29 protein-coding genes are annotated in these 26,260 nt (G+C 62.4%); 17 read left to right on the plus strand and 12 right to left on the minus strand.

The genetic code is table 11. From position 1 onward, the window contains the following. Position 1: 1 nt before the first annotated feature. Positions 2 to 913, minus strand: a complete 912-nt coding sequence (locus tag J3A71_RS07695) for a LysR family transcriptional regulator (protein WP_024718077.1) — start codon at positions 911 to 913, stop codon at positions 2 to 4. Between the two features lie 130 nt (positions 914 to 1,043). Between J3A71_RS07695 and J3A71_RS07700 the strand changes: the two genes are divergently transcribed. The 4 genes from J3A71_RS07700 to J3A71_RS07715 are packed head-to-tail and all read left to right on the plus strand — an operon-like array spanning position 1,044 to position 4,716. After that, positions 1,044 to 2,330: an MFS transporter gene (locus J3A71_RS07700; RefSeq protein ID WP_096426631.1), complete on the plus strand. Its 1,287-nt coding sequence runs from the start codon at positions 1,044 to 1,046 to the stop codon at positions 2,328 to 2,330. 9 nt (positions 2,331 to 2,339) lie between these two features. After that, entirely contained in the window at positions 2,340 to 3,119 is a 780-nt protein-coding gene (locus J3A71_RS07705; protein WP_016488589.1) for a 5-oxoprolinase subunit PxpA, read from the plus strand. Then, positions 3,116 to 3,802: a 5-oxoprolinase subunit PxpB gene (gene pxpB, locus J3A71_RS07710; protein ID WP_096426630.1), complete on the plus strand. Its 687-nt coding sequence runs from the start codon at positions 3,116 to 3,118 to the stop codon at positions 3,800 to 3,802. Before J3A71_RS07705 ends, pxpB begins: the two co-directional genes overlap by 4 nt. After that, positions 3,799 to 4,716, plus strand: a complete 918-nt coding sequence (locus J3A71_RS07715; RefSeq protein ID WP_060519187.1) for a biotin-dependent carboxyltransferase family protein — start codon at positions 3,799 to 3,801, stop codon at positions 4,714 to 4,716. Before pxpB ends, J3A71_RS07715 begins: the two co-directional genes overlap by 4 nt. 52 nt (positions 4,717 to 4,768) lie before the next feature. Here the strand turns inward: J3A71_RS07715 and J3A71_RS07720 are convergent, their stop codons facing one another. The 3 genes from J3A71_RS07720 to J3A71_RS07730 all read right to left on the minus strand — a co-directional run bounded on the left by J3A71_RS07720 (position 4,769) and on the right by J3A71_RS07730 (position 8,100). Beyond that, positions 4,769 to 5,947, minus strand: coding sequence for a VWA domain-containing protein (locus J3A71_RS07720; protein ID WP_016488586.1), 1,179 nt, complete (start codon positions 5,945 to 5,947; stop codon positions 4,769 to 4,771). A gap of 13 nt (positions 5,948 to 5,960) precedes the next feature. Further along, complete coding sequence (locus tag J3A71_RS07725) at positions 5,961 to 6,806, minus strand: MoxR family ATPase (protein WP_016488585.1); 846 nt, start codon at positions 6,804 to 6,806, stop codon at positions 5,961 to 5,963. Positions 6,807 to 7,026: 220 nt separating this feature from the next. Beyond that, a complete protein-coding gene (locus tag J3A71_RS07730) occupies positions 7,027 to 8,100 on the minus strand; it encodes a DUF748 domain-containing protein (protein ID WP_016488584.1) in 1,074 nt (357 codons plus the stop codon). 134 nt (positions 8,101 to 8,234) lie between these two features. Between J3A71_RS07730 and cysK the strand changes: the two genes are divergently transcribed. The 3 genes from cysK (at position 8,235) to J3A71_RS07745 (ending at position 11,633) form a co-directional block, all read left to right on the plus strand. Continuing rightward, the gene (gene cysK / locus J3A71_RS07735) at positions 8,235 to 9,209 is read left to right on the plus strand and encodes a cysteine synthase A (protein ID WP_016488583.1); all 975 of its coding nucleotides are present in this window, start codon (positions 8,235 to 8,237) and stop codon (positions 9,207 to 9,209) included. Between the two features lie 173 nt (positions 9,210 to 9,382). Next, positions 9,383 to 10,318, plus strand: coding sequence for an aspartyl/asparaginyl beta-hydroxylase domain-containing protein (locus J3A71_RS07740; RefSeq protein ID WP_016488582.1), 936 nt, complete (start codon positions 9,383 to 9,385; stop codon positions 10,316 to 10,318). A gap of 433 nt (positions 10,319 to 10,751) precedes the next feature. Then, on the plus strand, positions 10,752 to 11,633 hold the full coding sequence (locus J3A71_RS07745) for a DMT family transporter (protein WP_016488580.1): 882 nt from the start codon (positions 10,752 to 10,754) through the stop codon (positions 11,631 to 11,633). A 3-nt stretch (positions 11,634 to 11,636) separates the two neighbouring features. On the opposite strand, the gene J3A71_RS07750 is transcribed toward J3A71_RS07745, so the two are convergent. After that, a complete protein-coding gene (locus tag J3A71_RS07750; RefSeq protein ID WP_024718078.1) occupies positions 11,637 to 12,095 on the minus strand; it encodes a DUF4265 domain-containing protein in 459 nt (152 codons plus the stop codon). A gap of 13 nt (positions 12,096 to 12,108) precedes the next feature. Then, entirely contained in the window at positions 12,109 to 12,984 is an 876-nt protein-coding gene (locus tag J3A71_RS07755) for a DMT family transporter (protein ID WP_016488578.1), read from the minus strand. A 184-nt stretch (positions 12,985 to 13,168) separates the two neighbouring features. Here J3A71_RS07755 and aceK point away from each other — a divergent pair, with 184 nt between their 5' ends. Further along, complete coding sequence (gene aceK / locus J3A71_RS07760; RefSeq protein ID WP_016488577.1) at positions 13,169 to 14,878, plus strand: bifunctional isocitrate dehydrogenase kinase/phosphatase; 1,710 nt, start codon at positions 13,169 to 13,171, stop codon at positions 14,876 to 14,878. Positions 14,879 to 15,007: 129 nt separating this feature from the next. On the opposite strand, the gene J3A71_RS07765 is transcribed toward aceK, so the two are convergent. After that, on the minus strand, positions 15,008 to 15,868 hold the full coding sequence (locus J3A71_RS07765; protein WP_096426629.1) for a DUF6279 family lipoprotein: 861 nt from the start codon (positions 15,866 to 15,868) through the stop codon (positions 15,008 to 15,010). Positions 15,869 to 15,998: 130 nt separating this feature from the next. On the opposite strand from J3A71_RS07765, the gene J3A71_RS07770 reads away from it, so the two are divergent. Continuing rightward, positions 15,999 to 16,835: a S1-like domain-containing RNA-binding protein gene (locus J3A71_RS07770; protein WP_016488575.1), complete on the plus strand. Its 837-nt coding sequence runs from the start codon at positions 15,999 to 16,001 to the stop codon at positions 16,833 to 16,835. Positions 16,836 to 16,840: 5 nt separating this feature from the next. Here J3A71_RS07770 and J3A71_RS07775 read toward each other — a convergent pair whose 3' ends face one another. Then, the gene (locus J3A71_RS07775) at positions 16,841 to 17,221 is read right to left on the minus strand and encodes a hypothetical protein (protein ID WP_016488574.1); all 381 of its coding nucleotides are present in this window, start codon (positions 17,219 to 17,221) and stop codon (positions 16,841 to 16,843) included. An 86-nt stretch (positions 17,222 to 17,307) separates the two neighbouring features. Next, positions 17,308 to 18,780: a right-handed parallel beta-helix repeat-containing protein gene (locus J3A71_RS07780; protein ID WP_096426628.1), complete on the minus strand. Its 1,473-nt coding sequence runs from the start codon at positions 18,778 to 18,780 to the stop codon at positions 17,308 to 17,310. 243 nt (positions 18,781 to 19,023) lie between these two features. Between J3A71_RS07780 and J3A71_RS07785 the strand changes: the two genes are divergently transcribed. The 3 genes from J3A71_RS07785 (at position 19,024) to def (ending at position 20,851) form a co-directional block, all read left to right on the plus strand. Then, positions 19,024 to 19,203, plus strand: a complete 180-nt coding sequence (locus J3A71_RS07785; protein ID WP_016488572.1) for a CsbD family protein — start codon at positions 19,024 to 19,026, stop codon at positions 19,201 to 19,203. 155 nt (positions 19,204 to 19,358) lie between these two features. Beyond that, the gene (locus J3A71_RS07790) at positions 19,359 to 20,318 is read left to right on the plus strand and encodes a YihY/virulence factor BrkB family protein (protein ID WP_016488571.1); all 960 of its coding nucleotides are present in this window, start codon (positions 19,359 to 19,361) and stop codon (positions 20,316 to 20,318) included. Continuing rightward, positions 20,315 to 20,851, plus strand: coding sequence for a peptide deformylase (gene def, locus J3A71_RS07795; protein WP_096426627.1), 537 nt, complete (start codon positions 20,315 to 20,317; stop codon positions 20,849 to 20,851). Before J3A71_RS07790 ends, def begins: the two co-directional genes overlap by 4 nt. On the opposite strand, the gene J3A71_RS07800 is transcribed toward def, so the two are convergent. Continuing rightward, the gene (locus tag J3A71_RS07800; RefSeq protein WP_060519177.1) at positions 20,806 to 21,174 is read right to left on the minus strand and encodes a GNAT family N-acetyltransferase; all 369 of its coding nucleotides are present in this window, start codon (positions 21,172 to 21,174) and stop codon (positions 20,806 to 20,808) included. The two genes, def and J3A71_RS07800, sit on opposite strands and share 46 nt — an antisense overlap. Before the next feature lie 357 nt (positions 21,175 to 21,531). Between J3A71_RS07800 and J3A71_RS07805 the strand changes: the two genes are divergently transcribed. The 5 genes from J3A71_RS07805 to J3A71_RS07825 all read left to right on the plus strand — a co-directional run bounded on the left by J3A71_RS07805 (position 21,532) and on the right by J3A71_RS07825 (position 24,585). Then, positions 21,532 to 21,789, plus strand: a complete 258-nt coding sequence (locus tag J3A71_RS07805) for a DUF2790 domain-containing protein (RefSeq protein ID WP_016488568.1) — start codon at positions 21,532 to 21,534, stop codon at positions 21,787 to 21,789. Between the two features lie 236 nt (positions 21,790 to 22,025). Beyond that, a complete protein-coding gene (locus J3A71_RS07810; RefSeq protein ID WP_016488567.1) occupies positions 22,026 to 22,451 on the plus strand; it encodes a nuclear transport factor 2 family protein in 426 nt (141 codons plus the stop codon). Positions 22,452 to 22,495: 44 nt separating this feature from the next. Continuing rightward, the gene (locus J3A71_RS07815; RefSeq protein ID WP_096426626.1) at positions 22,496 to 22,840 is read left to right on the plus strand and encodes a YciI family protein; all 345 of its coding nucleotides are present in this window, start codon (positions 22,496 to 22,498) and stop codon (positions 22,838 to 22,840) included. Between the two features lie 21 nt (positions 22,841 to 22,861). Next, positions 22,862 to 23,347, plus strand: coding sequence for an SRPBCC family protein (locus J3A71_RS07820; RefSeq protein ID WP_016488565.1), 486 nt, complete (start codon positions 22,862 to 22,864; stop codon positions 23,345 to 23,347). Beyond that, complete coding sequence (locus J3A71_RS07825; protein ID WP_096426625.1) at positions 23,347 to 24,585, plus strand: RNA polymerase sigma factor; 1,239 nt, start codon at positions 23,347 to 23,349, stop codon at positions 24,583 to 24,585. Before J3A71_RS07820 ends, J3A71_RS07825 begins: the two co-directional genes overlap by 1 nt. A 127-nt stretch (positions 24,586 to 24,712) precedes the next feature. Here the strand turns inward: J3A71_RS07825 and J3A71_RS07830 are convergent, their stop codons facing one another. Together J3A71_RS07830 and J3A71_RS07835 are read right to left on the minus strand one after the other, a co-directional pair. Then, positions 24,713 to 25,183 carry a MaoC family dehydratase gene (locus tag J3A71_RS07830; RefSeq protein ID WP_016488563.1) on the minus strand — a complete coding sequence of 157 codons (471 nt, stop codon included), beginning with the start codon at positions 25,181 to 25,183 and terminating at the stop codon, positions 24,713 to 24,715. 34 nt (positions 25,184 to 25,217) lie between these two features. Further along, positions 25,218 to 26,162 (minus strand): alpha/beta hydrolase, encoded by a 945-nt coding sequence (locus J3A71_RS07835; RefSeq protein WP_016488562.1) that lies wholly within the window; start codon positions 26,160 to 26,162, stop codon positions 25,218 to 25,220. Positions 26,163 to 26,260: the final 98 nt, after the last annotated feature.

Consider the following 26,260-nt stretch of genomic DNA (forward strand, 5'->3'; position numbering starts at 1 on the left):
GTCAGATGAGTGCTATCCGCTGCCCACCCACATCCCGCGCATACCGCTCCAGCACCTGTCGGCACACCCCGACCACTTCATCGACCAACGCCACCCCTGTCTGCCACGCCACCACCAGTTCCAGGCTTGGTGGCGGTTGCAGGCCTTGCAGCAACACCAGCTCGCCCCGACCCAACTCGGCATCCACCAGCGCCGGCGGCAATGCGCCAATGCCAAAACCGTCGCGCAACAGCCGAGTGATCGCCGCCACCGAGTTCACGCAATTCAACCGCGGCGTCTGCGCCCCCGCAGCCTGCAGCAAGCTCAGCACCTCCTGGTGCGGCCGTGAATTCTTCGAGAAGGTGATGATGCGCTCGCGCCCAAGCTCGGCCAGCGACGCATAGTCCCGGTGCTGGTGCGAGCCAGCCGCCACCACCCAGCCCATGGGGTAGCGCGCCAGGTCGAGGCTGCGAATCGACTGCTCGCGCAGCAGGTCGGTCTGCAAAATCACGTCGAGAAAGCCTTTTTGCAGCTGCTCGCGCAAGTTCAGCGCGGTGTCGGCCACCAGCTCGATTTCGACCTGCGGGTAGCGCTCGGTCAGCTCTGCCACCAGCGCACTCATCCAGGTGTGGATCACCGTGTCCATCACGCCGATGCGAATGCGCCCGACCTTGGCCCGGTCGCTGTCCAGCGACTGCTTCATGGCTTTGGCGGTATCCAGCATGCGCTCGGCATACTCCAGCACCTTGCCGCCTTCCGGGGTCAGGCTGACCCCACGTGAGTCACGCAGCAACAGCTTCACGCCCAGGTCTGCCTCCAGCGCGGCAATGCGGCTGGATACCGAGGCTTGGGTGGTGAACAGCTTTTCTGCCGTCAGGCGGAAGCTTTTGAGCCGGGCGACCCAGACGAAGGTTTCGAGGAAGCGAAGGTTCATGATCAGTTTTTCTTGTTCCAGACCGGCGGTTTTTCTCGTTGGACGCAGGCGGCGTGGCCTTTGAACAATGGTGCCCAGGCCGCGACGCTTCATGTCGCCCATAAAACAATACCAACAAGCCGAGGCATCCATGAACCCCACCGGCGTGCAGCAGCAGGTCAGCTCACCTTCTTCGTCCGGGCCTTTCGCCTGGTACCGCGACATCGACAAACAGCAACGGCGCACCTTCTGGAGCTGCAAGATCGGCTATGGCCTGGACGGCATGGACACGCAGATGCTCAGTTTTGTCATCCCCACGCTGATCATGCTGTGGGGCATCACCACCACCGAAGCCGGATTGATCCATACCAGCACCTTGATCGCCTCGGCCGTGGGGGGCTGGGTCGCCGGTATCCTCTCCGACCGCATCGGCCGGGTGCGCACCTTGCAACTGACGGTATTGTGGTTCGCCTTTTTCACCTTCCTGTGCGGCTTCGCCCAGAACTACGAACAGCTGCTTATCGCCCGCACGCTGATGGGCTTTGGCTTCGGCGGTGAATGGACCGCTGGTGCAGTGCTGATTGGCGAGGTAATCCGCGCACAGGACCGCGGCAAGGCAGTGGGCATGGTGCAGTCCGGCTGGGCCATCGGCTGGGGCCTCACGGCGATTCTCTACGCACTGCTGTTCTCCTGGCTGCCGCCAGAGCAGGCCTGGCGTGCACTGTTCCTGTTGGGGCTGGTGCCGGCGATCTTCGTGATCTTCGTTCGGCGCCTGGTCAAAGACCCTGAAGTGTATCGCCAGGCCAAGGCAGTGGAGACCGCCGAGGCACCTTCGCACTTCTACGAAATCTTCGCTCCGGGCATGCTGTGGACCACTGTGCGTGCGTCCCTGTTGACCACTGGCGCATTGGGCGGTTACTACGCCATCACCTCGTGGCTGCCAACCTTCCTCAAGAACGAGCGCGGCCTCAGCGTGCTGGGCACGGGTGGCTACCTGGCCATGGTGATCGTGGGTTCGTACGTGGGCTATGTGGTCAGCGCGTACTTGTCCGACCTGCTGGGGCGCAAGAAGAACTTCATCCTGTTCGCCGTGGGCTCGTTCGTGATCGTGCTGCTGTACACGCAGCTGCCGGTCAGCGATGGCGTGATGCTGTGGCTGGGCCTCCCGTTGGGCTTCTTCGCCTCGGGCATCTTCAGCGGCATGGGCGCGTTTCTGACCGAGCTGTTTCCTACGCGCATTCGCGGTTCGGGGCAGGGCTTTTGCTACAACATCGGTAAGGTCATTGCGGCTCTGTTCCCGTTGCTGATCGGTATGCTCGGCCAGAACGTGCCACTGGGCCTGGGTATCGGCATGTTCGCTGCCGTGTCCTACGGAATTGTGATCGTGGCGGCCTTGAGCCTGCCGGAAACACGCGGCAAACAGCTGCAGGCGCGGTAAGGTAAGCCTGTGAACAACAACAAGGGAGACCGCGTGGTGGAACGCCTGCTACTCAATTGCGACATGGGTGAGAGTTTCGGCAGCTGGCGCATGGGCCTGGACGCCGAGGTAATGCCCTACATCGACTGCGCCAACATCGCCTGTGGCTACCACGCCGGCGACCCCGGCATCATGCGCCGCACCGTGGCGCTGGCGCTGGCGCATGGGGTGACCATTGGCGCGCACCCGGCCTACCCGGACCTGGTCGGCTTCGGCCGCCGCTCCATGGCCTGCAGCCCCGAGGAAATCCGCGACCTGCTGCATTACCAGATCGGCGCGCTGGACGGCATCTGCAAAGTGCTGGGTGGCCGCGTGGCCTATGTGAAGCCCCATGGCGCGCTGTACAACGACATGATGGCCGACCCGCTAAAGCTGCGTACCGTGCTGGAGGCCGTGGCGGCCTACGACAGCACCTTGCCATTGATGTTGATGGCCACCGCTGACAACCGCGCCGCCCAGGCCCTGGGCGATGAAATTGGCGTGCCGTTGTGGTTCGAGGCCTTCGCCGACCGCGCCTACACCGCCAGCGGCCACCTGGTGTCGCGCCGCTTGCCTGGGGCAGTGCATCACGACCCGGCGCGGGTGGTGGAGCAGGCAGTGCGCCTGGCCCGTGGCGACGCGCTGATGGCGGACGATGGCAGTGCCCTGCGCCTGCAGGCCAGCACGCTTTGCGTACATGGCGACAACGACAGTTCGGTGGCAGCGGTGAGGCAGATACGCCAAGCCCTCGATGCTCTGGAGTCGCAATGAAGGCGCGTATTGAAGTGGTCGCCATCGACAGCCTGATGGTGCGCCTGTTCGACCGTATCGACGAGGCCAACATGCCGTGGATGCTCGCCGCCAGCCAGCGCCTGAGCGCCGTGTTCGGCGAGCACCTGCTGGATCTGGTGCCGTCCTACACCACGCTGATGGTGCAGTTCGACCTGCCGCCAGGTGGGGCGAGGGCGCTGATCACGCAGGCGCTGGAGGGTTTGCAGCCGGACACCGGCAGAGGCGGCCGGCGCCACGAGATCCCGGTGTGGTACGACCCCAGCGTGGGCCCTGAACTGCCTGTGCTGGCGGCGCGCAGCGGCATGAGTGAAGCCGAGGTTGTGCGCTTGCATTGCGCACGTGATTATCCTGTGTTCGCCTTGGGCTTCGCCCCCGGTTTCGGCTTTATGGGCCTGGTCGACGAACGCCTGGCCAGTCCGCGTCTGAGCACCCCGCGCAAGCGGGTGGCGGCGGGTAGCGTGGGCATCGCCGAGCGCCAGACGGCGGCGTATCCGGCAGTATCCCCAGGTGGCTGGAACCTGATCGGGCGCACGCCGGTGCGCCTGTTCGACCGTGAGCGTGACGGCTACAGCCTGTTGCAACCCGGCGACCGGGTGCGTTTCGTGCCGGTTTCGCGCAGCGAGTTCCTGGCGTTGGGCGGCGATGTGGAGGCACAAGGATGAAGCAATTGAAGATCGAAGCCAGCACGCCGCTGTGCCAGTTGCAGGATGCTGGCCGTTTTGGCGTGCGTCACTTGGGCGTGACCCAGGGCGGGGCACTGGACTGGGTGGCGATGCGCTGGGCCAACTGGTTGCTGGGCAACCCGTTGGAGGCGCCGGTGGTCGAGGTGGCGTTGGGGGGCTTTAGCGTGGTGGCCGAACAGGATTGTGTGCTGGCCCTGGCCGGTGCCGACCTGGACGCGCGCGTCGATGATCAGCCCGTCGTGCCCTGGCGCAGCTTTGCCTTGAGCAAAGGGCAGCGCTTGACCCTGAAGCAGCCAAAGCAGGGTGTGCGGGCTTACCTGGCGGCACCGGGCGGGTTTCAGGGTGAGGATGTACTGGGCAGCTGTGCCACCGTGGTACGTGAAGCGCTGGGTGGCATCGATGGTCAGGGTACTGCGCTGGTTGAGGCCCAGGCACTGGCGTTCACCGGTAGCCATGCAACCCTGCGCGAGGTGCCACAAGCGCTGCGCCCGCAGTACGCAGAAAAGGCAGTGCTCGACCTGGTGATAGGCGCACAGATCGGTGATTTCAGTGGTACCAGCCTGTTCGAAGCCTTCAACCGGGAGTGGACGCTGGACAGCCGGGCTGACCGCATGGGCATCCGCCTGTTGGGGCCGCAGCTGGTTTACCAGGGGGCGCCGATGATTTCTGAAGGGATACCGCTGGGGGCGGTGCAGGTGCCGCCGGATGGGCAGCCGATTGTGTTGCTCAATGATCGGCAGACCATAGGCGGGTATCCGCGGCTTGGGGCGTTGACGCCGTTGGCGCTGGCGCAACTGGCGCAGTGCATGCCGGGGGCGGTGGTGCGCTTCAGGGCGGTGGTGCAGGATGAGGCCTGGCGGGAGCACCAGGTTTACCTGGGCCGTTGGTTGTAAGGCTGCCGGCCCTTTCGCGGGCAAGCCCGCGAAAGGGCCGGCACAGGCAAAATCACTTGGACAGGTACCGCATCCCTTCTTCCAGCCCCTGCAAGGTCAGCGGGTACATCTTGTCTTCGATCAGGTCCCGCACCAGGTGGGTCGAGGCGGTGTAGTCCCAGGCCTGCTTGGGGTACGGGTTGATCCAGATGATCTTCTTGAATTTCTCCATGAAGCGCTGCAGCCACACATACCCGGCCTCTTCGTTCCAGTGCTCCACGCTGCCACCCGGCTGGGTGATTTCATAGGGCGCCATGGCCGCATCGCCGACAAATACCACTTTGTAGTCGTCGCCATACTTGTGCAGCAGGTCGAAGGTGGAATAGCGCTCAGAGGTGCGACGCAGGTTGTTCTTCCACACCGACTCGTACACGCAGTTGTGGAAGTAGTAGTACTCCAGGTGCTTGAACTCGGTCTTGCAGGCCGAAAACAGCTCTTCGCAGACCTTGATGTGGGCGTCCATCGAGCCGCCGATGTCGAACAACAACAGCAGCTTTACCGTGTTGCGCCGTTCAGGGCGCATCTGGATGTTCAGCAAGCCGGCGTCCCGCGCGGTATGGTCGATGGTGCCGTCGATATCCAGCTCTTCGGCGGCGCCTTCGCGGGCAAACTTGCGCAGCCGGCGCAGGGCCAGCTTGATGTTGCGCGTGCCGAGCTCCACCTGGTCGTCGAGGTTCTTGTACTCGCGCTGGTCCCACACCTTTACCGCCTTGCCCTGGCGTTTACCGGCCTCACCCACGCGGATGCCTTCGGGGTTGAAACCGCCCGAGCCAAACGGGCTGGTACCGCCGGTACCGATCCACTTGTTGCCGCCGGCGTGGCGTTCCTTTTGCTCCTCAAGGCGTTTCTTGAATTCCTCGATCAGCTTGTCCAGGCCACCCAGGGACTGGATCTGCGCACGCTCTTCATCCGTGAGCGAACGCTCGAACTCCTTGCGCAGCCAGTCTTCGGGGATTAGCGCCTCGATGTGCCGGTCGAGGTTTTCCAGGCCCTTGAAGTAGGCGGCGAAGGCCCGGTCGAACTTGTCGAAATGGCGTTCGTCCTTCACCAGGATGGCGCGGGCGAGGTAGTAGAACGCGTCCATGTCGGCGAACACCACGTGCTTTTGCAGGGCCTGGTGCAGGTCCAGCAACTCACGTACCGACACCGGCACCTTGGCCGCGCGCATTTCATTGAACAGGTTGAGCAGCATGGCCCGGCTCCTGTCAGCGGTTGCCGCGCCGGCTCATGAAGGCCAGGCGTTCCAGCAGTTGCACGTCCTGCTCGTTTTTCACCAGCGCGCCGGCCAGCGGCGGGATGGCCTTGGTCGGGTCGCGTTCGCGCAGTACGGCTTCACCAATGTTGTCGGCCATCAGCAGCTTGAGCCAGTCGACCAGTTCGGAGGTGGACGGTTTTTTCTTCAGGCCCGGCACCTTGCGCACGTCGAAGAACACATCCAGCGCCTCGCTGACCAGCGACTGGCTGATGTTCGGGTAATGCACGTCGACAATCTGCTGCAGCGTGGTGCGGTCGGGGAAGGCGATGTAATGGAAGAAGCAGCGGCGCAGGAAGGCGTCCGGCAGCTCTTTTTCGTTGTTGGAGGTAATGATGATGATCGGGCGCTGCCTGGCCTTGATGGTCTCGTCGATTTCATAGACGTAGAACTCCATCTTGTCCAACTCTTGCAGCAGGTCGTTGGGGAATTCGATGTCGGCCTTGTCGATTTCGTCGATCAGCAGGATGACCCGCTCATCGGCCTCGAAAGCTTCCCAAAGCTTGCCTTTTTTCAGGTAGTTGCGCACATCGTGCACCTTGTCTACGCCCAGCTGCGAGTCACGCAGACGGCTGACCGCATCGTACTCGTATAGGCCCTGGTGGGCCTTGGTGGTGGACTTGATGTGCCAGGTGATCAGCCGCGCACCGAACGAGGCCGCCAGCTGCTCGGCGAGCATGGTCTTGCCGGTGCCGGGCTCGCCCTTGACCAGCAGTGGGCGTTCGAGGGTGATGGCCGCGTTTACCGCCAGTTTCAGGTCGTCTGTGGCGACGTAGTCGCGGGTGCCTTCGAACTTCATGGGTCTGTCCTCTGCCGTATGCCTGTCAGGGCCTCTTCGCGGGCACGCCCGCTCCCACAGGTATTGCATACATTCCTGGAGCTGTGGGTTACCTGTGGGAGCGGGCGTGCCCGCGAAAGGCCCAACACCTGTTTTCGATTTGTTACCGACTATAACGCGGGGCCACGCGGCTGGAAACGCAGACCGGGTATTCAGTCCCTGAATGCCCCGTCACGCAATCTCAGTCGGAATCCGGCGCGCCGCGCTCGTAGCGGGCATTGAACGCCTGGATAAACCCGTTACGCAGGATCTGCAGGAATGCCTCAAACGCGCTGACATCCTGCTTGCGCACGCTGCCACTGAGTTCCACCCGGGTAGCGAACTGGTTTTTTGGCTGGTTCTTCAGCACCGTTTCGGTCGCCCCCACCACTGCCTCCCACACCGAGCGGAAGAAGCCCTTGTCCTTTTCCTCGACGTCCTGTTGCCAGTCGAATACATCGACATCGCGCAGCAGCGGCTTTATGTAGCCGTTCAGCCGACCGTTTTCCGCCTGCGCCTCGATGACTACGTCCCCGTGCCCGGCGTTGAAGTCGAATTTGCCATAGGCGCTGGCGAAGTCGTTCAGCTTGCGCAGTTCGATGCCGGTAGCACGAAGCCTGAATTCGAAGTCATCGAAATCACTGAACGGGTCGAACGTCGCACGGCTTTCCACCTTGGCATCGCCTGCGATGAGTGCAGTACCTTCGAAACTCGCATCGCGACGGCCCTTGGGGTCACGAACATTGGTCAGGTTGCGGATGTTGGCGTTCAACTGAGTGGCCTTGAGGTCGACCGGTGGCTTGGAGTTGAAGTTGCGGAACGTCAGTACGCCGTTGTCGATGCGCACGTCATTGAGGGTGATGGGCAGCAGTTTTTCCAGTTGCTGGCGCCAGTCGGTACCCCGACCGGTCTGCGACGCCTGTTTGCTGCCACCGTCGACGAAGTTCAGTTCTGGGCGTACAAAGGTCACTTCGGCCACCACGGCCTTGTCGTACCACAGCGAATGCCAACTCACCGAAAGGTCGATCAGTGGCGCGTCGAGGAACGGTACCGGCACCTTGCCGCTGGTCTTGACGATCTTCAGGCCGTTGATCTGGTAAGCGCCGCGCCACCAGGCCAGGTCGACGTCGGCCACCTGGCCGCGGTAATCGCCCATGTCGGCCAGTTTTTCGTTCAGGTAGTTGCGCACCAGGTAGGGCAGGGCAAAGTGCAAGGCTGCCAGCAACACGACCAGGCAGCCCAGGCCGATCAGCGGCCAGCGATAACGGGCTCTCATCAGGGCGTCTCCAAGGCGGGATGTGCGGTTGACCGCAACACGCCCGGCCGAGTTCGAACAGGCTTTACGGGCCACCGGCCGGGGCTTACCCTTGAGGTCTTTCCGTGCTGTTTTTCATGCCAAGGACTCCTGCCATGAGCCGTATCTTTGCAGACAATGCCCATTCCATCGGTAACACGCCGCTGGTGCAGATCAACCGCATCGCCCCGCGTGGCGTGACTATTCTGGCCAAGATCGAAGGGCGCAACCCGGGTTATTCGGTCAAATGCCGCATTGGCGCGAACATGGTCTGGGACGCAGAGAGCAGCGGCAAGCTCAAGCCGGGCATGACCATCGTCGAGCCCACCTCGGGCAACACCGGTATCGGCCTGGCTTTCGTCGCCGCCGCCCGTGGCTACAAGCTGATGCTGACCATGCCTGCCTCCATGAGCCTGGAGCGCCGCAAGGTGTTGAAGGCGCTGGGTGCCGAACTGGTGCTGACCGACCCGGCCAAAGGCATGAAAGGCGCGATTGAGAAGGCCAACGAAATCGTCGCCTCCGACCCGGCCCAGTACTTCCTGCCGGGTCAGTTCGAAAACCCGGCCAACCCGGCCATCCACGAAAAAACCACCGGGCCGGAAATCTGGAACGACACCGATGGCGCCGTCGACGTGCTGGTGGCGGGCGTGGGGACGGGCGGCACCATTACCGGTGTGTCGCGCTACATCAAGCACACCCAGGGCAAGGCAATCCTGTCGGTGGCGGTCGAGCCCTTGGCATCGCCGTTGATCACCCAGACCCTGGCGGGCGAAGAACTCAAGCCCAGCCCGCACAAGATCCAGGGCATTGGCGCCGGCTTCGTGCCGAAAAATCTCGACCTGTCGATTGTCGATCAGGTGGCGACAGTGACCGATGAAGAGTCCAAGGCCATGGCCATCCGCCTGATGCAGGAAGAGGGCATTCTCTGCGGGATTTCCTGTGGTGCAGCCATGGCCGCCGCCGTACGCCTGGCCGAAAAACCGGAGATGCAGGGTAAGACCATCGTCGTAATCCTGCCTGATTCGGGCGAGCGTTACCTGTCGAGCATGTTGTTCAGCGACATGTTCAGCGAGCAGGAAAACCAGCAGTAATCGACCTTGCCGCTGACCCGGCGCAATAATCGCCGGAGTGGTTTATTGCACAATCTTCATGAATGCGATCCCGCCCGGGTTGTTTGTACCTCGGCGGGATCGGTTTATGATGGCAGGATGATTTTCAGAAGAGCAGGTGGTGCAGCCCTGGCTCTTCCCCAAGGAGTGAAAGCATGACCTTTTCCTTTGCAGCCAAGGCGGGTGTCTTGCTGGTGTTTTTCGGCAGCGTGTTGTTCGTGCACCTGCGCGGCAAGGCCCGCCTGCCGGTGTTGCGCCAGTTCGTCAACCATTCGGCGCTGTTCGCTCCCTACAACGCGTTGATGTACCTGTTCTCCGGCGTGCCGTCCAAGCCCTACCTGGACCGTCAGCGCTTCCCTGAACTGGACGTGCTGAAAGACAACTGGCAGGAAATCCGCGAAGAGGCCATGCGCCTGTTCGATGAAGGCTACATTCGCGCCGCCGAAAAGGACAACGATGCCGGCTTCGGTTCGTTCTTCAAGAAGGGTTGGAAGCGGTTTTACCTGAAGTGGTACGACAAGCCGTTGCCTTCGGCCGAAGCCCTGTGCCCGCGCACCGTCGAGCTGGTCAGCAGCATTCCCAACGTGAAGGGCGCAATGTTTGCCCTGTTGCCCGGCGGCAGCCACCTGAACCCGCACCGCGACCCGTTTGCAGGCTCGCTGCGCTACCACCTGGGCCTGTCCACGCCGAACTCCGATGCTTGCCGCATCTACGTCGATGGCCAGGAATACGCCTGGCGTGATGGCGAAGACGTGATGTTCGACGAAACCTACGTGCACTGGGTGAAGAACGAAACCGACTTCACCCGGGTGATCCTGTTCTGCGACATCGAGCGCCCGCTGAGCAGCCCGCTGATGACCCGCATCAACCGCAAGGTCAGTGCCTTCCTCGGCCGCGCCACCGCGCCGCAGAACACCGACGACGAGCGCGTGGGCGGGATCAACCAGGCGTATGCCTGGAGCAAGCGCTTCAGCAATAAAATCAGCACCCGTGTGAAGCAGTTCAAACGCGCCAACCCCAAGGCCTACCGCATCCTGCGGCCGGTGCTGGCAGTGGTGGTGGTGTACCTGCTGTATCACTGGTTGTTCTGATTTTTTGTTGTCTGACCCGTCCTCTTCGCGGGACAAGCCCGCTCCCACAGGTTCTCCTCATCCTTCGAGGACGATGGCGCTCTTGTGGGAGCGGGCTTGTCCCGCGAAGAATCCCACGCTATATTCCAGGCATTCACCTCCTCAAAGACCCCGTTCATGCCAGCCACCCCTTCCACCACAAGCTTTGCCTTCGCGCCAGTCGCGGGCAGGGTCGTGCGTGGCAGCCAGCAGCCGGTCATGATCAGTCATTACCCACCACCTGTCAGTGGCGTTGTAGGCGGCGTAGCTCCGCCTCCTTGCGTGGTCGTGCTGGGCTGATCGGCTTGTTGCCGAACCCCTACGCACACGCAACCTACTGAACACGGTCGGCTACTTCCCCGCTGAAGCGCACGCCGTCCGTTTGGCTTTTCTGCCTACTATCAGGTGGCAATACATGTCTGTCTTTACCAAAGCATCCGTGGCCTCGGCGGCCACGACCAGCCTGTTCGTCCTGCTGTGGAGCAGCGGGGCGATTGTCTCCAAGCTGGGCCTGGCGCACGCCAGCCCGTTCGCCTTCCTGCTGTTGCGCTCGTCGTTGGCCCTCGCGGGCCTGCTGCTGATCGGCCCGCTGCTGGGGCTGCGCTGGCCGCGCAGCCGAGGGGCGATTCTGCGCGCCTTGGGTACCGGGTGCGTGCTGCTCGGCGCCTACCAGATCTTCTACTTGTTGGCGCTCAACACCCATGTCACCCCTGGCGTCATGGCCACGGTCATGGGGGTACAACCAATCCTTACCGTGGTGCTGATGGAGCGTCAGCGCTCATGGAGCCGTTTGTTCGGCCTGGGGCTGGGGTTGGCTGGCCTGATCATGGTGGTGTACCAGGGTATCAACCTGGGAGGGGTCTCGCTGGCGGGGATGCTGTTTGCCCTGCTGGCGCTGGCCAGTATGACCCTGGGCTCGATCCTGCAAAAGCGCATCACCGATAACCCCATGGGCACGTTGCCGCTGCAGTACCTGGCCGGCTTTGCCATGTGCGCGCTGTTCGCACCGTTGCAACCACTGCATGTCGAGTGGGCCGGCGGCTTTGTCGGCGCGTTGCTGTGGATGGGCCTGGTGGTTTCATTGCTGGCGACGTTGCTGCTGTATCGGCTGATCGCCAAGGGTAACCTGGTCAATGTCACCAGCCTGTTCTACCTGGTGCCGGCGGTGACCGCAGTGATGGACTTCCTGATCTTCGGCAACCGACTGGCACCGCTCAGCCTGCTGGGCATGGGGTTGATCGTGGTGGGCCTGCTGTTCGTGTTTCGCAAGCCCGCCGCGCGCCTGGCCGAGGCGTAAGTCCTAGCGGAACTCTTCGGGGATGGCGTGGCGCAATACGCCTTCCTCGAAGTCCAGCAGGCCGGCCTCGCGCTGGGTGAGCAGGTAGTAGAGCAGGGTGTCGAGTGAACGCGCTGGCGGGACTTCGACGGCCAGCATTCTCACGGCCTGCTCGGTTTCGCACTTGCAGCCGAAGTCCTGCAAGGCCGTGCATACCTGGTCCAGGGTTTCCGGTGGCTTTACCAGCACCCGGAATACCGAGCTGCCGCTGCCGCAGCGCAGTGCGTCGAACCAGGTTTCGCCGTTTTCTTCACGGGTGGTTATCACATCACCCGGGGCAATGCCGTAGACATGGAAGGGGATGTTGTCGACGGCATAGCCGCCTTCCACGGCTTTAGCCCATAGGCCTTCGACCGAGGCCGGTGGGTAGCCGTTCTCGTCCTGTTCCAGGCGGAACAGGACCTTCTTGTACGCGCCGTTCATCATGTGCCCCACTTCAGCTGCGCGCCGGGCGCAGCACCAGCCACAGTGCCATGCCAATCAGCAAACCGCCATACAGGTGGCCCATCGACAGTGACTCATCCAGCAGCCAGGCGCCCCACAGTACACCGAACACCGGAATGAGGAAGGTCACGGTGCTGGCCTTTACCGGTCCGATTTCTTCCAGCAGGCGGAAGTAAAGGATGTAGGCGAACGCCGTGCACAACAGCCCCAGGCCCAGCAGCGACAGCCACACCTGCCAGCCGCCCCAGCTGGCGGGTGGCTGGCTCAGCGCGCTCCAGGCGAACACTGGGCTTAGCAGCAAGGTAGCGCCGAGCATGCTGCCCAGCGCCGAAAGGCGGCTGTCTAGGCCGCTGATCCAGCGGCGGGCAAGGAAGCCGGCAAAGCCGTAGCAGGTGGTGGCCGCCAGGCAAGCGAGGGCGCCTTGCAGCAGGGCCATGTCCAACGCGACCGGGCCGGCGCCGCTGAGGATGCCGACGCCAAACAGGCCCAGGAAGATGCCGCACAACTTGGGCAGGGTCATGGGCTCGCGGAAGAACAGCATGCCGATCAGCACGCCCATCAGTGGCGTGGTGGCGTTGAAGATCGCCGAGTAGCCGGCTGGCAATACCTGAGCGGCAACGGAATAGAAGGTGGCGGGGATACCGGAGTTGATCATGCCCAGCACCAGGCAGGCACCCAGCTTGCCCTGGAAGTCCCAACGCACGCGGGCGACCGCGACGATGCCGATCAAGCCCAGGCAGGCAATGGATACCCGGAAGAACGCGGTCGGCACCGTGCCCAGCTCGGGGGCGATGATGCGCATGAACAGGAAACTCGCCCCCCAGACGGCAGCAAGGGTCAGCAGGCGGGCTAGGGCGATGGGGCTCACGGCGGTCTCCGGGTACAGGGCAGGGCGCGAGTGTACGCCAGGGGGCGGGGGGATTCTTGTGCTTTCTTGCGGTGCAATCCATTGCGGCCTGCAAGGGCCATGCAGGCCTTCGAGGTGTGGCATTAACCCATGACCACAAGGGCGGCTAAGCTCAGTACTCAATCTTTGCACCGAGGCCCACCGCATGACCCAGCACTGGCCTGCCGGCGAGATCGCCCGGATGATCCTCGATGGCTTCGACGACTATCGCGAGCATTTTCGCCGCATCACCCTAGGCGCCCGCGAGCGCTTCGAGCAGGCGCGTTGGCAAGATAGCCAGCGGGCAGCCGCTGCCCGTATCAACCTGTACGAACAGAAGGTCGGTGAGGTCAACGGCTGGTTGCGTGATGCGTTCGATGACGAGGTGCTGCTGGAGGTCGAGCAGTGGCCTCTGGTTAAAAGTGCCTACATACGCCTGATCGACCCGCGCCTGGACGATGAGCTGTCAGAGACCTGGTACAACTCATTGTTCTGCAGCCTGTTCAGCCATGACCAGATCAGCGACGGCTGCATGTTCATCCACACCACCCGGCCGTCCATCCGCAGCCACCAGCGCGCCACGCAAACCTGCACCTATCGCCCCGATGGCAATCTGCAGGGCCTGCTACGGGCGATTCTTTCCGACTATGCATTCGCCTACGCCGACCTTGAAAGCGACGTGTCACGCCTTGAGGAGCAACTGCGCGAATGCCTGCCGGATTGGGTGTGCAAAGACCCGATGCTGGCAGTGGAGCTGTTTTCGCCGGTGCTGTACCGCAACAAGGGTGCCTACCTGGTCGGCCGGTTGTACAACAGCGATGAGCAGTGGCCGCTGGTGATACCGCTGCTGCACCGCGAAGGGCATGGTATCGAGGCCGATGGGCTGATCACCGACGAGGCCGAGGTGTCGATCATCTTTTCCTTCACCCGCTCCTATTTCATGGTCGATGTGCCGGTACCGGCAGAGTTCGTCAACTTCCTCAAGCGCATCTTGCCGGGCAAGCACATTGCCGAGCTGTACACCTCCATCGGTTTCTACAAGCACGGCAAGTCGGAGTTCTACCGGGCGCTGATCAACCACCTGGCCGGCAGCGAAGACCGCTTCGTCATGGCGCCTGGGGTGCGCGGCATGGTCATGAGCGTGTTTACCCTGCCGGGCTTCAACACCGTGTTCAAGATCATCAAGGACCGCTTCTCGCCGTCTAAAACCGTCGACCGCGCCACGGTGATCGACAAGTACCGGCTGGTGAAAAGCGTCGACCGCGTGGGGCGCCTGGCCGATACCCAGGAGTTTGCCGATTTTCGCTTCCCACGGGGCAAGTTCGCGCCCGAGTGCCTGGCCGAACTGCTGGAGGTAGCACCGTCGACGGTGGTTTTGGAGGGTGACACGGTACTGATCCGCCACTGCTGGACCGAGCGGCGCATGACGCCGTTGAACCTGTACCTGGAGCATGCCAGCGAAGGCCAGGTGCTGGAGGCGCTGGAGGATTACGGCCTGGCCATCAAGCAACTGGCGGCGGCTAACATTTTCCCCGGCGACATGTTGCTGAAGAACTTTGGCGTTACCCGCCATGGCCGGGTGGTGTTTTACGACTATGACGAGATCAGCTTCCTGACCGAAGTGAACTTCCGCCACATTCCGCCACCGCGTTACCCCGAAGACGAGATGTCGGGCGAGCCGTGGTACTCGATCGGGCCGCATGACGTGTTCCCCGAAGAGTTTCCGCCGTTCCTGTTTGCCGATATTGGCCAGCGGCGGTTGTTCAGCCGCTTGCACGGGGAGTTGTATGACGCGGATTACTGGAAGGGGCTGCAGGCAGCGATTCGTGAGGGGAAGGTGATTGATGTGTTTCCCTACCGGCGCAAGGCCCGGTAAATGCTTGGCCTGTCTTGGCCCTATCGCCGGCAAGCCAGCTCCCACAGGATTACCACAGGGCTGAGTGTTCTCGGGGACCTGTGGGCGCTGGCTTGCCGGCGATAGGGCCAGGGCAGGCAACCAGTGACTTCACCCCTTCAAACACTTCAATTCACCGAAATCAGTCCGCACCTTGCCCAGCTTTTCTTGCAAGAACCGCCGCTGTTGCGGGGTGCTCAGCTGCACCAGGTCCACCAGCAGGCTGCGCGCCTGTTGTTCGGTATTTTGAAACGCTGAGCGGTATTCAGGCGTCCACAGACTTTCCTTGCGCTGCAACAGTGTCGCCAGGCGTGGTTCAAAGCTGGCGTCATTGCGCTGGTTCATCGCCAGCAACAATTGCTGCTGCCAGTGGGCGCGGTTGGCGATCCATTCGCGGTTCTGGTCGCCCAACGCTGTGGACCAGGCCTGGACCCGTTGCTTCTGTGCTGCCGACAACTCGCCGAACCACGGGGTCAGGCGTTTCTCCATGCGTTCGCTACGGCGGGCGATCTGTTTGGGCAGCGGCGTATCCACGTACTTTTTCTGCCGTTCGCTGATGTCATCGCGGAACGCTTCGCGCATCTGCGCCACTTGGGTATCGCTCATGCCGCGCAACAGTTCAGTGGCCGATGGGGTGATTTCCTCTGCCACCCGGTCAATCGCCTCACGGGCCTCACGGGTACGTTGCTGCAGGGCCTGGTCGGTCACTTGGCCATCGGCGACCATGCCGCGTACCCGGTCCAGCCAGTCGAGGTAGCCGGGCAGCTGGGTCTTGCAATGCCAGGCCAGGTGCTCGCGCAAGCGGTCGTCGAGCAAGGCCTTCTGCTCGCTGTTCATGTCCAGGTAATCGCCCAGCGACCACGGCACCAGGCGGTCGAGGTTGCGGTAGGCCAGGTCGATGCGGCTGCAGGCGGCCAGGGCCAGTGCGAAGCCGACGGCGACAAGCAAGGCTTTGAGCAGGCGTAGCGGCATGTGCTGTTCCTTCCTCAGTCTGGCCAGAGGGTAGACGCAAGGGCGGGCTGGCGGTTCAACTGTATCAGTGGTCGGGCCATGCGGTGGCTTCAGGTGTAGAATAGCCGCCTTGTCTTGAGGATCATCGGAAATGGCTCTGCTTGGGCGTTACAACAGTTTGCAAATCGTGAAACACGTGGACTTCGGCCTGTACCTGGACGGCGGCGCCGATGGCGAAATCCTGCTGCCGGGGCGCTACATCCCGAAAAACGCCGAAACCGAGGTGGATGACTGGCTGAACGTGTTCATCTATCTGGACAGCGAAGACCAGCTGATCGCTACCACTGAAAAGCCCAAGGTTCAGGTGGGTGAGTTTGCCAGCCTCAAGGTCAAGGACATCAACGGGGCCGGTATCTTCCTGGACTGGGGCCTGCCCAAGGACCTGCTGATGCCGTACTCGGAAGAGGCTCGGCAGCTGAAGATCGGCGATTACTGCGTGGTGCACGTCTACCTCGACAAGCGCACCCGCCGCATCACCGCTACGTCGCGCCTGGACCGTTACCTCGACGTCACCCCGGCCGACTACAAAGTCGGGCAACCGGTCGAGTTGCTGGTGGCCGGCGAAACGCCGATGGGCTTCAAGGCCATCATCAATAACCGCCACTGGGGCCTGATCCACAAGAATGAGGTGTTCAAGTTCCTGCGTTCGGGCATGCACGAAAAGGGCTTCATCAAGGAAGTGCGCCACGACGGCAAGATCGCCCTGAGCCTGCAACCGGTGGGTGCGGCCCTGGCTGACAGCCTGCAAGAGCAGATCATGGCGCGTCTGGAGGCTGAAGGTGGGGTGTTGGGCGTGTGCGACAAGAGCGACCCGGCGCTGATCAGCAAGCTGTTCAACGTCAGCAAGGGCAACTTCAAGAAGGCCATCGGCGCGTTGTTCAAGCAGGGCCTGATCGTCATCCATGACGACCGTATCGAGAAGGTCTGACCGCCTTAAGCCTGCACGAAGTTGCGGAAGTCCAGCTGCTCGCCACCCGGGCGGGTGTCGCGCAGCAGCGAATCGCGGTCGGCGCTGAGCGCAAGGCTGATGGTGGAACGGCGCTTGCCGGGCTTGCGCACTTCCATCTGCTCCAGGTGAGCCTTGAGGAAGTTGGTGGGCACCTTCAGGTGCTGCAGCTCATCGCTTTCTGGCGTGTGCAGCAGCAGGTTGACCCAGTCGGCCTGGCCCTTGCCCAGCAGCGCCACAGGCACTTCGAACCACCACAGGTTGCGTTTGTTGTCCAGGATGGCGAACAGCGTATTGCTGCTGTTCAGCACCGGCTTGGCCAGTGCTTCGTTGCGCCGGGCGATGGCGGCGGGTTTGTCGAGTTTCATGCAGGTTCCTGCGGGTTGACGCTATGAAGGCCTGCATTGTGAGGGGTGGCACCGGGCGGGGCAAGCCCGCGAACAGGCCGGTAGCGTTAACGCCGAACCGGCAGGCTCAACTCGGATGTTGCCCCGTCAGCTGTCGTCACGGTCGCAGTAAAACTGCGCAGCCCGCCGATGCCCTCCAGCACCTGCGCAAACCGCGCCTGGCCCTGCTTGTCACTGTTCACCAGCACCTCCCCGAGGTACTGCTGCGCCTCGGTGCCATCCGCCTCGGCATTGCCAAACAACTCCACCCGCAGCAGGCTCGACGCCGGCCCCTGCACTTCACCACGCAACACATTGCCTTGCAGCGCAATCAGGTGTGGCGCTTGCTGGTTATGGTTGGGCAGCGGTTGGCAAGGCTTGGGCTCGCCGTTGGCATCGCAGATGATTGCCTGGTCTTTCTTCGGCAAGTCGGCCCCCACCCCGCGCGAGCCCACATACAGCGCATGCGCCTGGGCCGGTACGCCAAACACGATGGCGCCTGTGCGCTGGCCCGGCACGCACGAACCGCCAGCTTCGCAGCGGCGGATATCCTGGCTGTTACCCCAGATGCGATTCCCGCTCAGGCGTGTGGCGGTGGCCTCCGGCTCCGGGCGCAGTGCCACGCCGATGCGGTTGCCGTGGATCAGGTTGCCGTCGAGGATGTTGCCATCGCCGGTAACGCTGACGCCGATCGAGTTACCAGTGAACGTGTTGGCAGCCAGGTAGTTGCGCTTGCCCCAGTTGATCTGCAGGCCGTCGGAGTAGTTTTCGAAGCGGTTGCGCACCACGCTGTTGTCGTTGCCCAACAGAATCTCGATACCCTGCGATGGCTCGGGGTTGGCCGAGGTGGAGCGGAACAGGTTATCGGCCACCAGGTTGAATGCCGCGCCGCGGGTCAGCTCCAGGCCGTCGCCATTGTCGATCAGCTGGTTGCGCAGCACCTTGTTGTTGTTCGTGGTGGTAGCGGTGGGGTTACCCGCGCCGTCGTCACCGGTCAGCATGATGCCAGCGCCGCCCTTGTTGGCGATGATGCGGTTGTCTTCGATCACGTTGCCACTGGCGCGGTTGACCAGGATGCCGATGCAAAAGTTGCGCACTTCCAGGCCGCTCAGGTGCACGCCCTGGGTGTCGCGCAGCACCAGCCCGGGGTTGGTGGTGGTGCGCACGTTGGTGCCGAACTGGCCGGGCAGGGCGCCGGGGCAGGTGCGTACGCCCTGGTCCTTGATGTAGGCCGAACCGTCGATGGCGATGTACTGGCCATCGCGCGCCCAAGGCAGGCCGGTGATGCGCACTGGGCCCTTGATGTCTGGGAGCGCACGGCTGGGGCGAATGATGTAAGGCGGTTTGCCGACAGCGTCAATGTCGATGCTGTAGTGGCCGGGGTTCTGGTTGCTGGTTTCGATGGCCCAGCGCAGCGAACCGGGTTGGCTGTCGTCGGCGTAACGCTCGACACGCAAGGTTTCGGAGTTGGCCGGTGCAGCGGCCAGGGCGGGCAGGGGGAGCAGTGGCAGCAAGGCCACCAGTGCAGGCATCAGACGCATGGGTGCGGGTATCCGGAAAACATTGTTCTTATCGAGTGCCAGCCTGCTGTGGGCGGACGTTTGCGGGCATTCTAAGGCAGCTGTGCTGGCTGCGTAGGTGCGCCGGGGTGATTTGGTGCGGTATTCGCCCGCAGTTTTACCGTTCGGCTTGCGAATGGAAAATTCGTTGAAACTCCTGGCGAGGGTGTTGGGTCCACCTTCTGTCGACACGGTTCACGTGTCTCCATTTGCAGGAGTTTTGCCATGAGCGGTACTAAAGACAAAGCGAAAGGTCTGGCCAACGAAGCAATCGGCAACGTGAAACAGGGTGTTGGCAAGGTAACCGGCAACGACAAGCTGCGTGCAGAGGGCAAGGCGCAGGAAGTCAAAGGCGAGGCGCAGCAGATCAAGGGCGATGTAAAGGACGCGGTGAAAAAGCCTTGATTTGAGCAACCTGTACCGGCCTCTTCGCGGGCAGGCCCGCGAAGAGGCCTATAAGGGCTTGAACCTTTTCTGATGCATTGGCCGGGAGCAGCACAGCAGCGGTATGGTCTATTAGACTTGTCTGTTGAATCGATCGAGCGGCGAAAGGAGACGCTATGATTTTTTCCGCCCTGCAGGGCCTGCCCTTGCACCGCGTGCTGGTGCGCACCGTCAAGGAATTCCTTGATGACGAGATGTCCACCTATGCCTCTGCGCTGGCTTACCAAGCACTGTTTTCGCTGTTCCCTTTCTTGCTGTTCCTCATTGCCCTGATTGGTTTTCTGCATTTGCCGGACTTCTTTTCCTGGCTGCGGCTGCAGTCGGAACTGGTACTGCCACCGCAGGCGCTGGAACAGGTCAACCCGGTGATCGACCAGTTGCAGCAGTCCAAGGGCGGGCTGTTGTCGGTGGGTATCGTGATTGCCTTGTGGACCGCATCGGCCGGCGTACGCCTGATGATGAGCGCGATGAACGCTGCTTACGATGTGCCCGAAGGCCGCCCGGTTTGGAAGCGTATCCCGCTTTCCATTTTCTACACCATCGGCCTGGCCGGCATGTTGCTGGCGGCCGCAGCACTGATGGTACTGGGCCCGCAGGTGATGGAATGGATCGCCGCCCAGATTGGTATGCAGGAGTTCATCGTCACACTCTGGACCATCCTGCGCTGGCCAGTGATCATCATCTTGCTGATGGTGGCAGTGGCCCTGATCTACTACGTCATGCCTGACGTGAAACAAAAGTTTCGCTTCATTACACCCGGTTCGGTGCTGGCAGTGGTGGTGTGGATCGTGGCTTCCCTGGGCTTTGCTTATTACGTGAAAACCTTTGCCGACTACAACGCGATGTACGGCAGCATTGGTGCAATCATCGTGCTGTTGCTGTATTTCTATATTTCCGCTGCCGTATTGCTGCTAGGCGCGGAGATGAACGCGGTGATCGAGCACATGTCGAGCGAGGGTAAAAACCCTGGTGAGAAAGATTTCGAAGGGCACAAGGCTCCGCAAACCATCACCGTGCTGGGCCATGAGCACCCGCAACCCAGCGAGCACCAACCTTCCGAGCCGAACCCCAGATGATCCGTGACATTCTAAAGATGGGCGACGAACGCCTGCTGCGCATCGCCCCGCCCGTGCCCGAGCACATGCTCGGCACTGTCGAACTGCAGCAACTGATCGACGACATGTTCGAAACCATGCGCCATGTGGGCGGCGTAGGCTTGGCCGCGCCACAGATTGGTATCGACCTGCAGTTGGTGATTTTCGGCTTCGAGCGCAGCGAGCGCTACCCGGATGCCGAAGCGGTGCCGCAGACCATTTTGATCAACCCGGTCATCACGCCGCTGTCCACTGAAGTAGAGGACGGCTGGGAAGGGTGCCTGTCGGTACCGGGCCTGCGCGGTGTGGTGCCACGCTTCAAGCATATCTGCTACGAAGGGGTCGACCCCCAAGGCAACCCGATCAACCGCTTTGCCGACGGTTTCCATGCGCGGGTGGTGCAGCACGAGTGTGACCACCTGATCGGCCGGCTGTACCCATCGCGTATCCAGGACTTTGCCAAGTTCGGCTACACCGAGGTGCTATTCCCCGGGCTCGAGGTCAGCGACGACTGACCCCGCTGCAGGGCTACCAGGCGTTTGCTGCGCTGGTAGCGCTGCAAGCGACTGGCCAGGGTTTCGGGCAGTTGCCCGGCCATGTGGAAACCCAGGCGCTGATAGAAGGGCGCCAGGTCCGGGTGGCAGAACAGCCAGGTTGGTCCGCCAGCGTGTTGCAGCGCCGCGTCGATCAACCGCCCGGCCACCCCTTGGCCGCGCTGTTGCGGGTCGACGAACAGCCCCGTCAGCCATAATCCTTCGCCTACTGCACTGAGGCTCAAGCCCGCAATGATGCCTGGGGCGCGTGCCACCCACAGTTCAGCGTCGCTTGCAGCACGCATGCGCGAGCCGTGTTGGCGGTAAAAATGCTCCAGCAGCCGGCGTTCTGTGGCCGCAAGTGTCGAGCAGTGAATATTTTTTAATGAGATGACGAGTCCTTCCCTGAAAGCTGGCCAAAGGCTCTGGCCTGAGATGTTGCGGCCATTTTGACGCAGATTGTTGCAAATCGGGCAACGGTGAATATCCGAGTTCAGGGTTCAACTATTGGCAACCGGGAGTAGAATTTTACTCATCCCCCCTGGCAGTACGAAGCGGGATCGGTACTTCGTGCCATCTTCACCGTAGATGGCAACTTCTCCGCGCCGGGTACGGCAATAGAAGTCAATCGATCAGCTTGAATGCTCAAAAGGCACACTCACATGAAACCATTACTGATTCTTGCATTGGTCGGTATGTCCTCGTTCGCCCTTGCCGATGAGGTCAAACCCGTCTCCAGCGAGCCTGTGGCCCAGCAGTACGACTACTCCATGAACCTGGACATCAAGCGGGTGATCAACCTGTCGACCATCCCCAATGTCTGCGAAGTGGTACCTGCGACCATGACCTACGAAGACCACCAGGGCCAGGTGCATACCATCCAGTACCGGGCTATGGGTGAAGGTTGCCAGCAAGGTTGACCGACAGGTATCCAATGTAGTTGCTGATGGCCTCATCGCCGGCAAGCCAGCGCCCACAAGGTTGTCGCAGCATTTGCATGTTGTGCTACCCCTGTGGCAGCTGACTTGCCGGCGATGGGGCGATCAGCATTCAGAATATTTTCAAGCGTTGTCGATTACTCTGCTCTCCGTTCGACCATAGGTGAAGGCACGCCGCACTGCGTGTCAAAACCCTACGTACTGTCGGAGGCACCCCGATGAGCACCGCAGCCGAAACCGAGATCCGCCAACTGATCGAGCGCTGGATGCAGGCCGTGCGCGATCGCGACATCCCCAGCATCACCGCCCCCTATGCCGATGACATCGTTGCCTTCGATGCCATCCAGGCCCTGCAATTCAAAGGCAAGGCCGCCTACACGGCGCACTGGGAAATGTGCATGGGCATGTGCACCGGGCCCATGGTCTTCGAACTTGCCCAGCTTACCGTCCACGCCGATGGCGACCTGGCCCTGGCCCACTGGCTGAACCGCTGCGGCCCAGGCGACGACGAAAGCCAGTGCGGCTTCATGCGCGCGACCGTGGGCTATCGTCGTCAAGGTGGCCAGTGGCGGGTGATCCACGAACACTGGTCGGCACCCTTCGACATGGAGACGCAAAAAGCCCTGTTCGATCTCAAGCCCTGAGCCGTTATCGCCAAACGCACTTTGCCGATGCCCTGGAGGCGACCATGAAATACCTGTGCCTGGTCTATTGTGACGAGGGGCTGCTGCATAGCTTGCCCGACAGCCCGGAAGACGCCGAATGCCTGGCCTACGCCGAAGCCGTACTTGGCTCGGGGCGAATGCTGGCGGCCGAGGCGCTGAAGCCTGTGCAGACCGCCACCACGGTACGTGTGCGTAACGGGCACATGAGCCTGACCGACGGCCCGTATGCCGAAACCAAGGAGCAACTCGCCGGCTTTTACCTGGTGGAGGCCCGCGACCTGAACGAAGCGCTGAACATCGCCAAGGGCATCCCTGCGGCACGGGTCGGCAGTGTCGAGGTGCGACCGGTGCGTGAACTGCAACCCTGACAGCTACGGAGAACCATCAGCATGAGCCTTGCACACCCCGCGCAAGCGCAACACGAGTTGTCCATCAGCCGCCTGATCGACGCACCGCCGGCCAAGGTGTTTCGCGCCTGGAGCGAACCCCATTGGCTGATGCAGTGGTGGGGGCCGCATGGCATGACCACCCCGGAGTGCGAGATGCAGTTGTGGATCGGGGGGGTATTCCGCACCCTGATGCGAGCGCCGGATGGTAGCGAATACCCGACCCAGGGCGTGTTTCTTGACATTGCCGCGCCGCGACGGTTGGTGTTCACCGATGCCTTTGGCCCCGGTTGGGTGCCGTCAGAAAAGGCCTTCATGACCGCCGTGATCAGCTTTGACGAGGAGCAGGGCAAAACCCGCTACACCGCCCGCGCCTGGCACTGGAATGCTGCTGACTGCCGGGCCCATGAAGAAATGGGTTTTTATCAGGGCTGGGGAGAAAGCCTGGACCGCCTGGTGGAGGTGGTGACCCAGCGGATGCCCGACTGATGACAGCCCTGGCGCAGGTGCGCGCCGAAGTCGAGTCGGTGTACCGGCGGGAGTCGCGGCGCATCCTGGCGACATTGATCCGCCTGCTGGGTGATTTCGACCTGGCCGAGGAGGCCATGCATGATGCCTTCTTCATCGCCGTCGAGCGCTGGCAGCGTGATGGCATCCCCGATAACCCACGGGCGTGGCTGGTCTCCACCGGGCGCTTCAAGGCCATCGATGCACTGCGCCGACGCGCACGTTTCGATCGCTCCCAGGCAGACTTGAGCATGCTGCTCGACGGCCAGGGGCAGGACCCCAGCGAAGAAGAGTTGTTGGCGGATGACCGCCTGCGGCTGATTTTCACCTGTTGCCACCCGGCGCTGTCGGCCGATGCCCAGGTACCGCTGACCCTGCGCGCAGTCTGCGACTTGACCACCGAGCAGATTGCCCGCGCCTTCCTGCAAAGCCCGACTACCATCGCCCAGCGCATCGTGCGCGCCAAAGCCAAGATCCGCGATGCCGGCATCCCCTACCAGGTACCAGCGTTGAGCGAACTGCCCGAGCGCCTGGAGAGCGTGTTACGGGTGATCTACCTGGTGTTCAACGAAGGCTATTCGGCGTCGTCGGGCGAGTCACTGCTGCAGCAGGAGCTGAGCGATGAAGCCATTCGCCTGGCGCGGCTGCTGGTGCAATTGTTGCCTGATGCGGAGGCCAACGGCCTGCTGGCCTTGATGCTGCTTCAGGCATCGCGGCAGCAGGCGCGCACCGATGCCCAGGGCAACCTTGTGCTGCTGGAACAACAGGACCGCAGCCTGTGGGACCGGCAACGCATTGACGAGGGCTGCGAGCTGGTGCGCCAGGCCCTGCAAAGCCGGGCGTTCGGTGCCTACACGGTGCAGGCAGCGATCGCCGCTGTGCACGCTGAAGCGGCAACCGCAGAAGAAACGGACTGGGTGGAAATCGTCGGGCTGTATGATGTGTTGCAGCGGCATTGGCCGTCAGCGGTGGTGGAACTGAACCGGGCGGTGGCGCTGGCGAAGCGCGATGGGCCGCAAGTGGGCCTGCGGGAAGTCGAAGGGATTCTGGCGCGCGGTGATCTGCTGGACTATCACCTGGCGCACGCGGCGCGGGCCGAGCTGCATTACCAGTTGGGGCAGGTGGAGGAGGCGCGTGCGGCCTGGCGCCAGGCGCTGGCGCTGACCCGGCAGGCGCCGGAGCGGCGGCATATCGAGCAGCGGCTGAAAGTCATCGAGTGATGTTGGCTGCGCTGGCCTCTTCGCGGGTAAACCCGCTCCCAGCAGGATCACCACAGACTTGAGCATGGTGCTGTACCTGTGGGAGCGGGTTTACCCGCGAAGAGGCCGGTGCGGTCTACATCAATCTTCAGCTAGCCACGAAATTTGGCGGCGACACCAGCTCGACTGTCTGCTGCTTGCGCGGCGCCAGGATTTCGGCCTCACCCTGGACCACCAGCTCATCGTTCTGGTTGTACACGTTGGTGGCAATGCGCACCTTGAACTTGGGCAACTTCTCGAGAATCTCCAGGCGCACGGTCAGGGTGTCGCCAATCTTCACCGGCTTCTGGAAGCTCATCTGCTGGCCCAGGTAGATGGTGCCAGGGCCTGGCAGGGTGCAGGCCACCGCAGCACTGATCAGCGCGCCGCTGAACATGCCATGGGCAATACGCTCGCGGAACATGCTCTTGGCGGCGAACTCGGCATCCAGGTGAACCGGGTTGTGGTCACCGGACATGGCAGCGAACAGCTGGATGTCGCGTTCTTCAACGGACTTCTTGTACTCGGCCGTCTGGCCAACTTCGAGGGCTTCGTAAGGCGTGTTGGTGACCTGGGACATCGGTGCTTCCTTAAGCGTTAGGCGAGGGCGGCTATCATTCACTGCGCACGGGGCGGCCAAGGGCCAGCGCCTGCTCAAGCCAGCCGAGAATATCGGCGGTGACCTCGTCACGGTTGGTTTCGTTGAGTACTTCATGCCGCGCCTCAGGATAGACGCGCAGCTGTACATGTCGATTGCCGGTCGCGCGCAGGGCGTCGGCCAGATGGGTTAGACGCTTGCCGGCACTGACCGGATCACATTCGCCACCGATTACCAGCATGGGCAGGTTCGGATCGATCTGCGCGAGGTTACCCGGCTGGCTGATCTGCGCCAAGCCTTGCAGCAGGTCGAGCCACAGCTGGTTGCTGCAGCGAAAGCCGCACAACGGGTCGTTGACGTACAGGTCGACCTCGGCTGGGTCGCGGCTAAGCCAGTCGAACGCCGTGCGGTTGGGTTTGAACGCTTTATTGAACGACCCGAACGACAACCATTCGATCAGCGCACTCTTGCCTTGCGGCCCTTGGCGCCAGCTCTCCAGCCGGGCAATCAGCCGCGCCAGGCGGTACAGCGCCGCCGGTTGGTAGTTGGAGCCACTGAGAATCGCCCCGTGCAGGCTGGCGCTGTGGTGCAGCAGGTAAGCCTGGGCAATGTAGCTGCCCATGCTGTGGCCGAACAGAAACAGCGGCGTGCATGGGTACTGCTGGCCGATGTGCTGGGCCAGCAACCCAACGTCATTGACTACGGCATTCCAGCCATGATGGCGGGCGAACAGGCCGCGGCTGCCCAGCTCGGCGCTGCGCCCGTGGCCGCGCTGGTCGGCAGCGAACAGGGCAAAGCCGGCCTCGCTCAGGGCATGCCCCAGGCGCTGGTAGCGCCCGGCATGCTCGGCCATGCCATGGGCCAGCAGCACCACGGCCTTTACCGGTGTGGCCGGCAGCCATTGATGTACATACAGGCTGCAGTGCTCACTGGCGGGGAGCCAGAAGGCGTCGTGGGGCATGGCGGGTCCTTGTGCGCGCGGGTACCCGAACAGTGTATGCACAACCGGCCGGATTGCAGGAAGGGCACAAATAAGATTCACAATGTTAATGGCGGCAC

The organism is Pseudomonas sp. PvP089 (genome assembly GCF_017875165.1).
Classification (GTDB): Bacteria; Pseudomonadota; Gammaproteobacteria; order Pseudomonadales; family Pseudomonadaceae; genus Aquipseudomonas; species Aquipseudomonas fortuita.

What these genes read in the sequence shown, in the direction of transcription:
- J3A71_RS07775 (WP_016488574.1), bottom strand. Translation starts at nt 17,221, where the DNA reads ATGAAACTCGACAAACCCGCCGCCATCGCCCGGCGCAACGAAGCACTG.
- J3A71_RS07750 (WP_024718078.1), bottom strand. Translation starts at nt 12,095, where the DNA reads ATGAACGGCGCGTACAAGAAGGTCCTGTTCCGCCTGGAACAGGACGAG.
- J3A71_RS07695 (WP_024718077.1), bottom strand. Translation starts at nt 913, where the DNA reads ATGAACCTTCGCTTCCTCGAAACCTTCGTCTGGGTCGCCCGGCTCAAA.
- J3A71_RS07725 (WP_016488585.1), bottom strand. Translation starts at nt 6,806, where the DNA reads ATGAAGTTCGAAGGCACCCGCGACTACGTCGCCACAGACGACCTGAAA.
- J3A71_RS07825 (WP_096426625.1), top strand. Translation starts at nt 23,347, where the DNA reads ATGACAGCCCTGGCGCAGGTGCGCGCCGAAGTCGAGTCGGTGTACCGG.
- def (WP_096426627.1), top strand. Translation starts at nt 20,315, where the DNA reads ATGATCCGTGACATTCTAAAGATGGGCGACGAACGCCTGCTGCGCATC.
- J3A71_RS07700 (WP_096426631.1), top strand. Translation starts at nt 1,044, where the DNA reads ATGAACCCCACCGGCGTGCAGCAGCAGGTCAGCTCACCTTCTTCGTCC.
- J3A71_RS07780 (WP_096426628.1), bottom strand. Translation starts at nt 18,780, where the DNA reads ATGCGTCTGATGCCTGCACTGGTGGCCTTGCTGCCACTGCTCCCCCTG.
- J3A71_RS07715 (WP_060519187.1), top strand. Translation starts at nt 3,799, where the DNA reads ATGAAGCAATTGAAGATCGAAGCCAGCACGCCGCTGTGCCAGTTGCAG.
- J3A71_RS07785 (WP_016488572.1), top strand. Translation starts at nt 19,024, where the DNA reads ATGAGCGGTACTAAAGACAAAGCGAAAGGTCTGGCCAACGAAGCAATC.
- J3A71_RS07790 (WP_016488571.1), top strand. Translation starts at nt 19,359, where the DNA reads ATGATTTTTTCCGCCCTGCAGGGCCTGCCCTTGCACCGCGTGCTGGTG.
- J3A71_RS07720 (WP_016488586.1), bottom strand. Translation starts at nt 5,947, where the DNA reads ATGCTGCTCAACCTGTTCAATGAAATGCGCGCGGCCAAGGTGCCGGTG.
- cysK (WP_016488583.1), top strand. Translation starts at nt 8,235, where the DNA reads ATGAGCCGTATCTTTGCAGACAATGCCCATTCCATCGGTAACACGCCG.
- pxpB (WP_096426630.1), top strand. Translation starts at nt 3,116, where the DNA reads ATGAAGGCGCGTATTGAAGTGGTCGCCATCGACAGCCTGATGGTGCGC.
- J3A71_RS07810 (WP_016488567.1), top strand. Translation starts at nt 22,026, where the DNA reads ATGAGCACCGCAGCCGAAACCGAGATCCGCCAACTGATCGAGCGCTGG.
- aceK (WP_016488577.1), top strand. Translation starts at nt 13,169, where the DNA reads ATGACCCAGCACTGGCCTGCCGGCGAGATCGCCCGGATGATCCTCGAT.
- J3A71_RS07835 (WP_016488562.1), bottom strand. Translation starts at nt 26,162, where the DNA reads ATGCCCCACGACGCCTTCTGGCTCCCCGCCAGTGAGCACTGCAGCCTG.
- J3A71_RS07745 (WP_016488580.1), top strand. Translation starts at nt 10,752, where the DNA reads ATGTCTGTCTTTACCAAAGCATCCGTGGCCTCGGCGGCCACGACCAGC.
- J3A71_RS07800 (WP_060519177.1), bottom strand. Translation starts at nt 21,174, where the DNA reads ATGCGTGCTGCAAGCGACGCTGAACTGTGGGTGGCACGCGCCCCAGGC.
- J3A71_RS07815 (WP_096426626.1), top strand. Translation starts at nt 22,496, where the DNA reads ATGAAATACCTGTGCCTGGTCTATTGTGACGAGGGGCTGCTGCATAGC.
- J3A71_RS07830 (WP_016488563.1), bottom strand. Translation starts at nt 25,183, where the DNA reads ATGTCCCAGGTCACCAACACGCCTTACGAAGCCCTCGAAGTTGGCCAG.
- J3A71_RS07730 (WP_016488584.1), bottom strand. Translation starts at nt 8,100, where the DNA reads ATGAGAGCCCGTTATCGCTGGCCGCTGATCGGCCTGGGCTGCCTGGTC.
- J3A71_RS07740 (WP_016488582.1), top strand. Translation starts at nt 9,383, where the DNA reads ATGACCTTTTCCTTTGCAGCCAAGGCGGGTGTCTTGCTGGTGTTTTTC.
- J3A71_RS07820 (WP_016488565.1), top strand. Translation starts at nt 22,862, where the DNA reads ATGAGCCTTGCACACCCCGCGCAAGCGCAACACGAGTTGTCCATCAGC.
- J3A71_RS07805 (WP_016488568.1), top strand. Translation starts at nt 21,532, where the DNA reads ATGAAACCATTACTGATTCTTGCATTGGTCGGTATGTCCTCGTTCGCC.
- J3A71_RS07770 (WP_016488575.1), top strand. Translation starts at nt 15,999, where the DNA reads ATGGCTCTGCTTGGGCGTTACAACAGTTTGCAAATCGTGAAACACGTG.
- J3A71_RS07765 (WP_096426629.1), bottom strand. Translation starts at nt 15,868, where the DNA reads ATGCCGCTACGCCTGCTCAAAGCCTTGCTTGTCGCCGTCGGCTTCGCA.